At 65.9% G+C, this 12602-nt stretch carries 12 protein-coding genes and 3 tRNA genes; 6 read left to right on the top strand and 9 right to left on the bottom strand.

Features of this window, described 5'->3' with window-relative positions; all coding sequences use genetic code 11:
- Positions 1-10: 10 nt before the first annotated feature.
- From QJ043_RS04430 to QJ043_RS04415, 4 genes are read right to left on the bottom strand one after another with little or no spacing between them, the layout of a single operon-like run.
- Positions 11-1276 (bottom strand): sensor histidine kinase, encoded by a 1266-nt coding sequence (locus QJ043_RS04430; RefSeq protein WP_283713600.1) that lies wholly within the window; start codon positions 1274-1276, stop codon positions 11-13.
- A gap of 12 nt (positions 1277-1288) precedes the next feature.
- Positions 1289-1975: a response regulator transcription factor gene (locus QJ043_RS04425; protein WP_283713601.1), complete on the bottom strand. Its 687-nt coding sequence runs from the start codon at positions 1973-1975 to the stop codon at positions 1289-1291.
- A gap of 12 nt (positions 1976-1987) precedes the next feature.
- The gene (locus QJ043_RS04420; protein WP_283722741.1) at positions 1988-2290 is read right to left on the bottom strand and encodes a hypothetical protein; all 303 of its coding nucleotides are present in this window, start codon (positions 2288-2290) and stop codon (positions 1988-1990) included.
- A complete protein-coding gene (locus QJ043_RS04415) occupies positions 2287-2628 on the bottom strand; it encodes a hypothetical protein (protein ID WP_283713602.1) in 342 nt (113 codons plus the stop codon). Before QJ043_RS04415 ends, QJ043_RS04420 begins: the two co-directional genes overlap by 4 nt.
- 304 nt (positions 2629-2932) lie before the next feature.
- Here QJ043_RS04415 and gluQRS point away from each other — a divergent pair, with 304 nt between their 5' ends.
- The 5 genes from gluQRS (at position 2933) to QJ043_RS04390 (ending at position 5941) form a co-directional block, all read left to right on the top strand.
- Positions 2933-3928, top strand: coding sequence for a tRNA glutamyl-Q(34) synthetase GluQRS (gene gluQRS / locus QJ043_RS04410; RefSeq protein WP_283713603.1), 996 nt, complete (start codon positions 2933-2935; stop codon positions 3926-3928).
- Between the two features lie 15 nt (positions 3929-3943).
- Positions 3944-4034, top strand: a tRNA-Ser gene (locus tag QJ043_RS04405).
- Between the two features lie 152 nt (positions 4035-4186).
- Positions 4187-4263, top strand: a tRNA-Arg gene (locus QJ043_RS04400).
- 124 nt (positions 4264-4387) lie between these two features.
- Positions 4388-4464: transfer RNA gene (locus tag QJ043_RS04395), tRNA-Arg, on the top strand.
- Between the two features lie 439 nt (positions 4465-4903).
- The gene (locus tag QJ043_RS04390) at positions 4904-5941 is read left to right on the top strand and encodes a patatin-like phospholipase family protein (protein WP_283713604.1); all 1038 of its coding nucleotides are present in this window, start codon (positions 4904-4906) and stop codon (positions 5939-5941) included.
- Between the two features lie 61 nt (positions 5942-6002).
- Here QJ043_RS04390 and QJ043_RS04385 read toward each other — a convergent pair whose 3' ends face one another.
- Positions 6003-6926, bottom strand: a complete 924-nt coding sequence (locus QJ043_RS04385; RefSeq protein ID WP_283713605.1) for an aldo/keto reductase — start codon at positions 6924-6926, stop codon at positions 6003-6005.
- A 99-nt stretch (positions 6927-7025) separates the two neighbouring features.
- Entirely contained in the window at positions 7026-7733 is a 708-nt protein-coding gene (gene deoC / locus QJ043_RS04380) for a deoxyribose-phosphate aldolase (RefSeq protein WP_283713606.1), read from the bottom strand.
- A 145-nt stretch (positions 7734-7878) separates the two neighbouring features.
- On the opposite strand from deoC, the gene QJ043_RS04375 reads away from it, so the two are divergent.
- Positions 7879-8598: a GntR family transcriptional regulator gene (locus tag QJ043_RS04375; RefSeq protein ID WP_283713607.1), complete on the top strand. Its 720-nt coding sequence runs from the start codon at positions 7879-7881 to the stop codon at positions 8596-8598.
- 108 nt (positions 8599-8706) lie between these two features.
- On the opposite strand, the gene QJ043_RS04370 is transcribed toward QJ043_RS04375, so the two are convergent.
- From QJ043_RS04370 to QJ043_RS04360, 3 genes are all read right to left on the bottom strand, one after another.
- Positions 8707-10203, bottom strand: coding sequence for a glycoside hydrolase family 1 protein (locus tag QJ043_RS04370; protein WP_283713608.1), 1497 nt, complete (start codon positions 10201-10203; stop codon positions 8707-8709).
- Positions 10204-10249: 46 nt separating this feature from the next.
- Positions 10250-11134, bottom strand: coding sequence for an N-acetylglucosamine kinase (locus tag QJ043_RS04365; protein ID WP_283713609.1), 885 nt, complete (start codon positions 11132-11134; stop codon positions 10250-10252).
- Positions 11135-11204: 70 nt separating this feature from the next.
- Positions 11205-12593, bottom strand: a complete 1389-nt coding sequence (locus QJ043_RS04360) for a PTS sugar transporter subunit IIC (RefSeq protein WP_283713610.1) — start codon at positions 12591-12593, stop codon at positions 11205-11207.
- Positions 12594-12602: the final 9 nt, after the last annotated feature.

The raw sequence follows: 12602 nt of genomic DNA, 5'->3' as shown, positions 1-12602 counted from the left end.
GGGCCCGGCCTCAAGCTTCGGCCGACGTCTGCGAGGAGCACGCCTTCCCTTCGGGCAACGACACCACCATACAGGTCCGCCCCGCCTCCACCGAGGCCGTCACGTCGCCTCCTTGCAGCCGTGCATACTCGCGTGCGAGCGCAAGCCCCAATCCGGTTTGGCCTCCTGGGCCCGTGTGAAAGCGTTCGAACAGCTCTTCGACCCTTTCGGGCGCGATTGTATCCCCATCGTTCGAGACCCGCACACAAAGGCGCCCCTCTTCCACCCGCGCCTCCACCCTTACGCAAGAGGCGGCATGACGCCAGGCGTTGGTCACCAGGTTCGAGACGGTGGAGAACGTCAAGTCGGGATCGCACACAAAAGGAAGCGGCTCCGGAGCGTCAACGGTCACCCGCTTCTCGGACATCCCTTCGATCCCTTCGACCCCGAGGGCCTCGTACACCAGCTCGCGTACATCGCACCGGTGAGCCCGCACCGGAACCTTTCCAGCATCGGCCTTTGCCAGAGCCAGAATCTGGCTCACCAGACCCTCCATACGCTGAGCCTCGGATCGTATGGAGGAGGCTGCCTCGTTCAGGGGCACCAGGCCGTCCTCCAGAGCGTCCGCGTAGCCTCCCACGGACATGAGCGGGGCCCGCAGCTCGTGCGAAGCGTTGGCAAAGAAGTCGCGCTCCCTCTGGCGTGCTCGTTCCTGCGTCTGCACGAGCCGACGCTCGGCCAGACCCACCAACAGCGTCAGCGCGACGCCAACGAGCACTAGAACGCCGGTGGACATCTGCAGCATTCGCATGGCGGTCGAGACATCGATAAAGACCACCCAATCGCCGGCCCCCAATGCCCCCGCCGCGCCATCGGGGCCCCAGCTATCTTGAGCCACATAGCACCAGGCCCAGTAAGAGTCCTGGTGAAAGAGGTGCACCCAATACAGGGGCACTCGTTCTCCGCGATGCTGCCGCCTAACCTCGTAGTAATTGCCGATAGACCAGCGGAGCGTCGTGTCCTCGATGCGATAGGCGTCCCCCGTGCCCCGCTTTTCCTCCCCCAAGAATCGTTGGCTGCCGTAGAGGTCCTCGGGGGAAAGGCTCTGAGCTTGCACCACCAAGGAGGGCCAGGGATCGTCGCTACCGTTCTGCTGGATTCGCTCCAGCGCCTCGGTGCACTTGCGCTCCAAGAGACCCGATCCCGTCCAATAGAGGCAGCACACCAGCGCCACAGTCAACGCTGCGGCGGTCCAGGTCAGCGGTCGTTTGAGCTGCCTAACCCCTTCTTTGCCCATGTCAGCTCCTCGTCACAGAAGCGCGAGCCGAAACCCGTAGCCCCAGATGGTTTGGATGGAGACATCCGCGTTGGCGGCCGCGAGCTTTCTGCGCACGCGCCGGTTGGTCTCGTCTACGACGCGCGACTCCACGCCGTCAGGCAACCCCCACACTTCGCGGAGCACCTCTTCTCGACTGACGGCGCCCTCGAACCGCGCCATGAAAAAGAGCAACAGGCGCTCCTCGGTGGGCGTGAGCCTCATTGGAACGTCCTCTACGAGAAAGGCGTGGGAGGATTCGTCAAACCGCAGGTTGCCGCACTGAGGCACGGAAGCCAAGCGCCCGTGCCCTTGTTCGTCCCGCTGACGCCGGAGCAGAGCCGAGACCTTGGCCACCAACATGGCAGGCCGCACCGGTTTGGCCATGTAATCGTCCGCCCCCAGAGCCAGCCCCGCGCAATAGTCCGGCTCCGCGTCCCTGCCAGTGAGGAACACCACCGGCGCTTTCGACAGGACACGATAGGCCACCAAGGTTTGGAAGCCATCCATGCCCGGCATCATCACGTCCAGCACCACGAGGTCGGCAGGGCGCAGGCGCTCCTCCTTGAGAAGCGCCGCGCCGCTCTCAAGCGCCTTCACCTCATGACCCGCCTGCTCCAGGTAGGCGGTCAAGAGCACGCGCGTGGACTCGTCGTCGTCCACCACGTAAAGGCGACTCATGGATTCCCCCGATCAGACCTTCCGCACGCTGATGTCGAACTTGTTCCACTCGGGCAGTGTATTGAGGTTTCGGCTCCAGAGCGTGCGCTTGCCGTTCACCACCCGATAGACCACGTAGGGTTTGCAGGAGTAGACGGATCGCGTGTAAACCTTCCAACGACCACCACGGGGAATGTTCGCAGAAACCCCGGTCACGCCAGCCTTGCCGATAGCGGCGCTGATGCTAAAGGACCCGAACGGGGCTGCGAACGACACTCCAATGCTGTAAGAACCTCCTCCTGTCCAGGACAGGCTCACCGTTCCGCCGGTATTCATGCTATAGCCATCGGTGGGTTGGTTGGCGACAGCCTTGAAGTCACCGATGACGGTTTTGTGGCTCCGTAGACAGTCTCGTAGGTGGGGCGCGACGAATAGTGCAAAGCATCGGCCGCAATCAGAGCCTCCACTTCTTCGCGAATTGCGGCTAGCTGCTGCTGCTCCAGCTGGGTTGAGGGCAATTCGACCCCGGGCGCCGGCGTCAATACCAACTGAGGCACATCGACAGATGCCACGCTCGACTCCGCCGCTCTGGCAGTACGCGGCACGAGAAGGCCGACCATGGCCAATGTCCCCGCCTTCAAGAACAATCTGCGGTTGAGATTGGATTCCACCATGACGCTGTCCTTTCTGTTCGCGCCTTTGACTTCCCTCCACGTACACGATGTTTTCAGGTCGTCACTTCAGAAACAGCCGCGCAGCGGTCAGAACTCGGTCACAGAATTGTCAAAGACCCAGTCTGGCCGGTCATGCGTTTTCATGTCTTTCTTTGCGGTCCCGAGCGCGCGTGGACGCTTCTTCGGAGAGAGCCGTTTGTCCACGCTCCGGTCGGCTGGAGCGTGGACAAACGGCTTTGACCGAAGCGTCCAACCGTGGACAAATGGCTTTGACCGAAGCGTCCAGCCAGCTACGCTGAGGGACATGGAGACCTTGGACACCACCGCCACACCGCCCACCGTCGGGCGTTTCGCCCCGAGCCCTTCCGGCCGCATGCACCTGGGCAACGCCCTGTCCGCGCTGCTCGCGTGGCTCGGCGCCCGGAGTGCGGGCGGTTCCATCGTGATGCGCGTGGAGGACTTGGACCCTCGCTGCCAGCGGCCGGACGTGGCCCAGCAGCTGATGGAGGACCTGATCTGGCTGGGCCTCGATTGGGACGGCGACCCCGTCTACCAGCGGCAACGCACGGATGCTTACGAAGCCGCCCTCGCGACCCTGACCGAGCAGGGCCTCACCTACCCCTGCTTCTGTACCCGCGCCGAGCTCCACACCGCGTCGGCGCCCCACGCGAGCGATGGCACGTACGTATACGCGGGCACATGCCGGAACCTGACACCGGAGCAAGTGGCCGAGAAACGCGCACTACGGGCGCCGGCGCTACGGCTGCGCGTACCGGAAGCCAGCGATTCCGCAGGGTTCATTACGGTGCCCGACCTCATCCAGCCGCCCTGCGAGCAGACGCTGGCCACCGATGTGGGTGACTTCCTCGTGCGCCGGAGCGATGGGGTCTTTGCCTACCAGCTGGCCGTGGTAGTGGACGACGCTGCGCAGGGGGTCACGCAAGTGGTGCGCGGACGCGACCTGCTGGGGTCCGCGCCGCGCCAGCGCTACCTGCAGCGACTGCTCGGGCTGCCGGAGGTGGACTACGCGCACGTGCCTCTGCTGGTGGCACCGGACGGCCGGCGGCTGTCCAAGCGCGATCGGGACCTCGACCTGGGGGCGCTGCGAGCGGAAGGCGTTGCCCCGGAAGCGATTGTCGGCGCGTTGGCCAGTGCGGTCGGGCTGCTCGAGAAACCCGAGCCCCTGCGCCCGGACGAGCTGCTCGGCGGTTTTGCCTGGAGTCGCGTGCGGCACGACGATGTGGTGGCGGACGCGGACTTTATGGCAGGGTTGCTTTCACCGAGAGCGGTTATCGGCTAGAATGCTTGCGCACCCGGAGAGCTGACCGAGAGGCCGAAGGTGCTCGCCTGCTAAGCGAGTATAGGACTCAATCCTATCGAGGGTTCGAATCCCTCGCTCTCCGCCAGTGACTGACCAGGCGTCCGAGAAAGCTCGGGCGCCTTTTTCGTTTGACCTGCGCGGCTGCATAAACGGGCCGCGGCCTTGCAAAAAAGTTCCCCGGCTTTCGAAAAGCTCCTTGACTTCGCCCCGGGGCGTGGGCATACTGTTCCTTGCTTCGCGGCATTAGCTCAGCTGGATAGAGCGTTTGACTACGAATCAAAAGGTCACAGGTTCGAATCCTGTATGCCGCACCAGCGCTTCTTCGGGCCCCTCGGGGCCTTTTTCTTTGCCACGCGACAGCGCCGCAGCTACGGCATCGATTTCAGTCAATCCGTGCTTGACAGCGCGCGACGGCTCCGCAATACTCTCTCTTGCTTCGCGGCATTAGCTCAGCTGGATAGAGCGTTTGACTACGAATCAAAAGGTCACAGGTTCGAATCCTGTATGCCGCACCACGAGCATCCGAGAGCCCCGACATGGGGCTCTTTTGCTATCGCGCCACAGCAGGGGGCTGCCGTCGCGTTGCGAGAGCTGCGACATCGCGGGGTTGCGGGGAAACGCTTCTCCGCAAAGTCATTCAACCGGTTGCGGGGAAACGCGCCCTGCTCACCTGTTCGAGCCACGTCCACCTGGGGTTTTGTGTCGTCGCTCGCTTGCGGGGAAACGGTTCTCCGCAAGTCGGTGGTCGCAGTTTGCGGGGAAACGGTTCCCCGCAAACTTCCAGCCGAGCCCCGCGCGACTCCCTCGCACACAACCAGGCTTACTGAAACGCAACCCTAAGCGCATCGCCCCCGATCGCTCGTCCTGTACTATGGGCATCTATTTGTCGTGCCAGAACACTGCGATGTGCATTTAGGGACTGTCCCTAAATGCACATGGATGGGAGTCGATGACATGGCGCAGGAGACCAAGAAGCACCTCGACGGCGTGGGCCTCGCGCTCGCCGGGGGCGGTTGGCGGGCCTTTTCGCAGGTGGCCGTGCTGGCGGATATGGAGAGGAACAACATCGAGACCGGCGCCGTGGCGGGAACCTCGATGGGCTCGCTCGTGGCGACGCTTGTGGCGGCCGGGCTCGACAGCACGGCCATCGCAAACCTGCTCCTCGAGATGGACGAGCAGATCAAGAGCCAGGACGTCATCAAGAACGCGCGCCGGCACCTGCTGGCCGCCGTCACCAAGAACGGCTTCATGGACAACGGCGTGCTGGTGGACGCCGTCGAGCCGCTGCTCGAGAAGGCCGGCGTCAAGACCTTCGCGGACCTCAAGCTCCCGCTCGCCATCTGCGCGGTGGACATCATCACCGGCAAGCTCGTGGTGTTCACCGGCGAGGACGGCTTTTTCGCGCGCACGACGGGCAACTGGGACCTCATCGCGTCCAACGACCTGGACCTCGCCACCTGCATCAGCTGCTCGGGCGCGTACCCGATGATGGTGCAGCCGGTCACGTTCATGGGCCACACCCTGGTGGACGGCGGCTGTCGCATGAACCTGCCCACGCCGCTGTTCGACCGCGAGTCGGTCGACGCCGTGGTGGGCGTGCACATGCTGCACACCTATCCCCCGGTCGCGAACCTCAACGTGCTGAACCTGATGAACACGTGCATGAACTACGGGTCCCAGCAGCTGGAGGAGCTCTACGCGCAGGCGGCGGACATCGCGATCAACATCCCGGTGCCGGGGAGCGACACCTTCAACCCGGGGTGCGGACAAGAAGTGATCGACCTGGCCACCTCGTACCTGCAGACGCACCCGGTGGATTGGGGCGCCGCTCGACCGAGCCTCTGGAACGCCGCGCGGCGCGCCGGCATCGACATGCTGGCAAAGCTGTTCCGCGCGCCCGCCAAGGACGAGGGCGCGCCCGAGGGCGCCGAGCAGATCGAGGCCGTCGAGAACGCGCAGGCCGAGGAGCCCGACGCCAAGACGAACGAGTAGGACGAGGCCCCCTGCCGCCAACGTCTCCGAAACCGTGGCGACAGGGGCCTTCTCGCAGGCGTTACGGCAGCTGGTTGCCGGCGGCCGCGTAGAGCTCGTACCACTCCGCGCGGGTGAGCACGATGTCCGCGGCCTCGTCGATGGCCGCGAGCCGCTCGGGGTTCGTCGTGCCGACCAGCACCTGCATCTGCGCGGGGTGGCGGAGCAGCCACGCCGCCGCGATGCCGTTCTTGGTGGTGCCGTACTGCTCGGCCAGGCGACCGAGCACAGCGTTGAGCTGGGGGTATTCGGGGCTGTCGATGAACGACCCCTCAAAAAACCCGTACTGGAACGGGCTGTAGCACTGCACCGTGACGCCGTGGATGCGGCAGTAGTCCAGCACTCCGGCGTCACGGCCGATGCCGGCGTCGCGCGCGAGGTTGAGGTTGGCGCCGGCGTCCAACAGCAGCGTGTGGGCCAGCGAGAGCTGGAGCTGGTTCGCCTCGAGCGGCTGGCGCACGGCCGTCTTGAGCAGCTCAATCTGGCCGGGTGTGCAGTTGGAGACGCCGAAGTGCAGGACCTTTCCCTGCTCGTGGAGGGTGTCGAAGGCGCTCGCGACCTCCTCGGGCTCCATCAGAAGGTCCGGCCGGTGCAGCAGCAGGTAGTCGAGCTTCTCGACGCCGAGGCGCTCGAGGCTGCCGTTGACGGACGCGAGGATGTGCTCGCGCGAGAAGTCGTACTGCGTGAACGCGCCGGGCCGGATGCCGCACTTGGACTGGATCACGAGGCGGTCGCGCGTGGCAGCCGGCATGCGGCGCAGCGCCTCGCCGAAAACCTGCTCGCAGCGGCCGGCCCCGTAGATGTCCGCGTGGTCCCAGAAGTCCACGCCCCGGTCCAGCTGCAGCTGGATCAGGCCCGCGACCTGCTCGGGGGTCTTGTCCTCGATGTGCCAGGCGCCCTGGACGATTGCGCAGCGGTCGATGCCGCCCACCAACACGTGCTTCATGAAAGGCCTCCTCATCATTGTTCGCACTAGATGACAAAATGCTCCGTCCCCAATGTCACCGTGACAATGGGGACGGAGCATTTTGTCACGTTTCTTGGTTTACAGATCGTAGGACTCCACGCCGTCGGCGGCCATGCGCTCGCGCAGCTCGTCAATGATCCGCATGCCCGAGGAGGTGCCGATGCGCGTGGCGCCCGCGCGCACCATCTCGAGGAACGCGTCCGCGTCGCGGATGCCGCCGGCAGCCTTGACCTGCACCTCCGGCACGCAGTGCCCGCGCATCAGCTTCACGTCCTCAACGGTCGCGCCGCCGGTGAAGAAGCCGGTGGAGGTCTTCACAAAGGTCGGGCGCACCTCGTTGGCGATCTCGCAGAGCTTGACCTTCTCATCGTCGGTGAGCAGGCAGTTCTCAAAGATCACCTTGGAGGGGATGCCGGCCTCGTCGCACAGGGCCACAATCTGGCGCATCTCGTCGGCGATGTAGTCCCAGTTACCGGCCTTGACCTCGGTGAGGTTCACCACGTAGTCGATCTCGTTCGCGCCGTTGGCAATGGCGTCCTTGGTCTCGAACACCTTGACGGCCGTCGTGGTCTGGCCCAGCGGGAAGCCGATGGCGGCGCCGGTGTGCACGTCGGAGCCCTCGAGCAGCTCCGAGCACAGCTTGGACTGGCAAGAGTTGATGGCCACCATGCGGAAGCCGTAGTCCTTGGCCTCACGGCAGAGCTTGGCCATGTCCTCGCGGGTCGCGTCGGGGTGGAGGTTGGTGTGGTCAACGAGAAGGGCGAGGTCGGTGAGGGTGTAGTTCATGACGGGTCCTTTCGGTTGAGCAGCCATTGGTAAGCTTTCGTCGCCCATTATGTCTGACTTATTGAGAATGTCTAGCCTGTTTTGTCAGCTATTCGTCATTTCATTAGAATGGCTCACAACGGAGCGACCGTGACCCGAGGAACCCATGACGCTTTACGACACCATCAAAGAGGACCTGCTCGCGAAGATCCTCGACGGCACCTATCCCGAAGGCCAGACCATCCCCACGGAGCTGGAGCTCGCCGAGCAGTACGGCGTCAGCCGGCCGACGGTGCGCCAGGCCATCCAGATCCTCGCCGACGACGGCTATCTGGAGCGTCGCCGGCGCCGCGGCACCATCGTGACGCGCCCGCGCGTGAGCCAGTCCTTCGCGATGGAGGTCTCGAGCTTTGACGACGCGCTGCGATCGGGCGGCCATGTGCCGTCCACCACGGTGCTGGACTTTCGCGCCGAGTCGGCCAAGGACGCCGTGGCCGAGGCGCTGGAGCTGGCGCCCGGCGCGCCGGTGTGGCGCCTGCTGCGCCTGCGCTACGCCGACGGCCAGCCCAACGTGCTGGTGGAGAGCTACGTGCCGCAGGAGGGATATGAGGCGCTGGGCGGCGAGGACTTCTCGACCACGAGCCTGTACGAGGCCATGGGCCGGAGCGGGGACTCGGTGGCCACGGCACACCGGCGGCTCGAGGTGGCCAAGGCCGACGGCACCAGCTGCACGCTGCTCGGGCTCGAGGAGGGCGACCCGGTGATCCACTTCACCACCGTGGCGCGCGACGACGCCGGCCGCGCCGTGGAGTACTCGCTGGCCACCTATCGCGGCGAGTCCAACGCCTTCGAGTTCGACGCGGTGCGCCCATCAAGGCAACAATGAGCCACCGCCCGTCGGGCAGTGGCTCATCATCTCGTGAACCACCTGAGGTGCGTGGCACCCTGGGCGGAAACCGCCTGGGGTGCGTGGCACCTCGGGAGGAAACGCCGGTTAGCGGGCCAGCATCGCCGCTGGATCGCCGCCCGTCTCCGAGAAGCGCCGGTGGTAGTCCTCGATGAAGTCGTGGTACCAGGCGAAGCTGTCCTTCTTGGAGCGCGCGTAGGTGCCGTTGCCCTCGTCGTCCGCGTCCACGTACACGCAGCCGTAGCGCTTGCCCATCTCGCAGGAGCCGGCGCTCACGATGTCGATCACGCCCCACAGGATGAACCCGAGACAGTCCACGCCATCGGCCACGGCCTCCTCGATCTGCTCGAAATGGTCCCGCAGGTACGCGATGCGATAAGCATCGTGGATCGAGCCGTCCTCCTCCACGAGGTCCCGCGCGCCGAACCCGCACTCGCACACCATCACCGGTTTGCGGCAGCGGTCCCAGGTGCGGTTGAGCGCGTCGCGCAGGCCCACCGGGTCGATCTGCCAGCCCCACTCGCTCGACTTGAGATAGGGATTCCGCGTGGTGACCACGAGGTTGCCGGCGGTCTGCTCCCCTTCCTGCGTGGTGACGACGCTCGACGTGTAGTAAGAGAAGCTCACAAAGTCGCAGGTGTTCTGCGCAAAGAGCACCCGGTCCTCGTCGAGCACGTCCACAGGGACGCCGTGCTCCGCCCAGAACCGGTCCATGTACTCCGGGTGGTAGCCGCGCGCCAGCACGTCCACCGCGTACCACTGGTTCACGTTCTCATCGAGGGTGCACTTCAGGTTGTCCTCGGGCGAGCACGTGAACGGGTAGTAGCAAAAGTACGCGACCATGCAGCCACTCTGAGCGGCAGGGGCCACCTCGCGCTGCATCTGGATCACGCGCGCACTGGCCACGAACTGGTGGTGGAGACTCGTGAACACGAGCGACTGGTCATACGGCCCGTCTTCCGGTTTGGGCAGCCCCACGCCGTTCCAGGGCGAGAAGTACCCGGCGTTGATCTCGTTGAAGGGCAGGTAGTAGTCGATCTGGTCGCCCCAACGCTCAAAGACCACGCGGGCGTAGCGCACGTACAGGTCGATCAGAGTGCGGTCGGTCCACCCGCCGTAGGCCTCCACCAGGTGCAGTGGCATCGCGTAGTGGGTGAGCGTGAGGAACGTCTTCATGCCCGCTGCCTTCACGGCCGCAAAGACGCGGTCGTAGTAGGCCAGGCCTTCCGGGTTGGGCTCCGCCTCGTCGCCGTTGGGGAACAGGCGCGCCCAGCTGATCGAGAAGCGGTAGATGTCCAGGCCCAGCTCCTTGAGCAGGGCGATGTCCTCCTCCAGGTGCTCGTAGCCACGGCTTCCGCGGCGGAAGGGGTAGTTGCCGGAGTCGGTCAGCGCGTCGGCCTTGGCCCGGGCGATGGTGCTCGGTGTGAGCAGGCGCGTCGCCGTGGTCGCCACCTCGGTGCGCGGCACATAGGGGCGGCAGTCCTGCGTGTCGAGCCCCTTGCCGCCCACGTTCCACGCGCCCTCGTACTGGCTCGACGCGGTCGCGCCGCCCCAGAGCAGCTCCCGGCGCTTCCTTTGATTCATGATTGAGAACCTCCCAAACCGGCCCCGAGGCCGGCGATATCGTTGGTCACGACCTGCCGCCCGCCGCGATGCACGCGCCCCTCAGCGGGTCGCCTGCCGGCGCCTGGAAGGTCACGCCCGGACCCAAGCGGCAGCGAAGCCGGTCCAGCACCACGTCCCCCGCCGAGAAGACCCCACCGGCCCAGGAGCACACGACGGCGCCGCGTCCGCGCGCCAACGTGTTCACGAGCAGCGCCAACTGTCCGGCCGCCTCGTCGAGAAGCGCGGCCGCCACCGGGTCGCCTTCCCGGGCTGCGTCGCACGCCGTCCTCGCCAGCGCCGCCACGCCCGAGCGCCGATCCGCCATCGCAGCGAGCGCCGCGACGGCCTCGCCCGGCTCCGTCACGCCCAGCGCGTCGAACACCGAGCGGCCAAGCGCGCTTTTCTCGGCACGGCCGTCCGCCTCGCGGCAGGCCCGCTGCAGCGCACGGCGCCCGATCCAATACCCGGAGCCCTCGTCGCCCATCACAGGCCCCCATCCGCCGCAGCGCACGGCCTCGTCGCCAAAGCGCCCGACGGCGATGGAACCGGTGCCCGCGATCAGCAGCACGCCGTCCTCGCCGTTCAACGCACCGAGACGCGCGGCCTCCGCATCGCTCACCACCGTGAGCGTCCGGGCGGCGCCGAACGCCTCTTCCAGCGCCGCCCGCATCGGCGCCTCTCGACCAGGGCCATAGCCGGCGAGCCCAAGGCCCAGAGTCACGTCCGCCAGCCCGAGGCGCTGCTCGTCCAACAGCTCCCGCACGCCGTCGGCCAGCACGAGCACCATGCCGTCAAGGCCCACTTGGTCGGGATGGCACGTGGGCCGGCGGCACCTCCCCAACTCCTCGCCCCCGTCGTCATAGAGCCCAAAGGCGGTCTTGGTGCCGCCGGCGTCCACGGCAACGATCATGGTCGGGCTCCTCTCCTGTGAGGGTCGTCCGGGCGTCGGCGCTTCTCGACACCGACGCCCGGCCAGACGGTCACACCTCGGCGGTCTCGGGGTCGGCGCCCTCGTCGGCCTCGGCCTTGAGCATCTGCTTCTCCCACGCGCGGAAGAACGGGAAGTAAACGAGCATGCCGAGCGCGATCAGCACCACGTTGAGCACCGCGGCGCGCCAGTCGCCGCCGCAGGCCAGGTACGCACCGATGGGCCCGGGGAGCACCCACGGGACGATGGCGCCGACGAAGCGGCCCACGAGCCCCACGGCCATGCAGAAGTAGCTAATCAGCGTGTTGAGCAGCGGCACCACCACCAGCGGGATGAAGAACGTCGGCGAGAGGACCAGCGGCACGCCGAACATCAACGGCTCGTTGATGTTGAAGACGGCGGGCACGATGGTCGCCTTGCCCATGGCCTTACCGTACTTGGACTTGGAGAAGAAGAGCAGCAGGATGGCCAGGGACAGCGTGCAGCCGGAGCCGCCGATCTGCACGAACCATTGGAAGAACGGCTCGACGACGATGTGCGGCACTGCGGCGCCGGCAGCGTAGGCGGCGGCGTTCTCGTCGAGCAGCACGAGCCAGAGCGGGCGCGCGATGGAGTACACGATGGACGTGCCGTGGATGCCGAAGCACCAGAAGAGCATCTCGAGGAACACGACCACGAGGGCGGCGCCCAGGGTGTCGGTGCCGGAGACGAGCGGCGCGATCAGCGTGGAGATGAAGCCGTGGATGTCGAAGCCGCCCCACAGGCACACGGCGCTGAAGAGCACGAGAACGATGGCCGTGGGGATGAGGGCAGCGAAGGAGTTGGACACGGCGGCCGGGACCTGCGGCGGCATCTTGATGGTCACGTTGTGCTGCAGGCACAGCCGGTAGACCTCCACCGCCACGAAGGCGCAGATGATCGACACGAACACCTGCCCGGTGCCCAGGTAGCCCATGTTCATCACATAGGCGCCGTCCACGGCCTGCATCGTGGCGGCCACCCCGGCCTCGGTGAGGGCGTCGTTGCCGTTGAGGGCGGCGAGGACGGCGTCGGTCATGTCCGGCATCATCACCGGCACGATGGTGAGCAGAAGCGCCATGACGCTGAGAAGGCCGCCCATGAGGCCGTCCACGTCGTAGGAGCGCGCCAACGAGTAACCGATGCCGAAGCAGGCGTAGAGCGACAGGATGTACATGGACATGCGGTAGGGCAACAGGATCTTCACGGCGTTGGCCTGCAGGAACTGCGCGAGCGCCCAATCGGACGGCATGTAGTTGTAGGCGAAGGCGATGACCATCAAAAACGAGCTGACGATGATGATGGGTAGACACGAGATGATGCCGTCGCGGATGGCGCGAAGGTGTCGCTGCTCGCTCAGGCGCGCCATGGGCTCGGCGAAGTGGTCGTCGATCCAGCTGGACGCCGTTTCAAAGGCGGACATGGGAGCTCC

It is taken from the genome of Kribbibacterium absianum (assembly GCF_030067705.1).
Classification (GTDB): domain Bacteria; phylum Actinomycetota; class Coriobacteriia; order Coriobacteriales; family Atopobiaceae; genus Kribbibacterium; species Kribbibacterium absianum.
The sequence above is the reverse complement of the archived record's forward strand: the minus strand, read 5'-3'. Positions and strand labels throughout refer to the sequence as shown.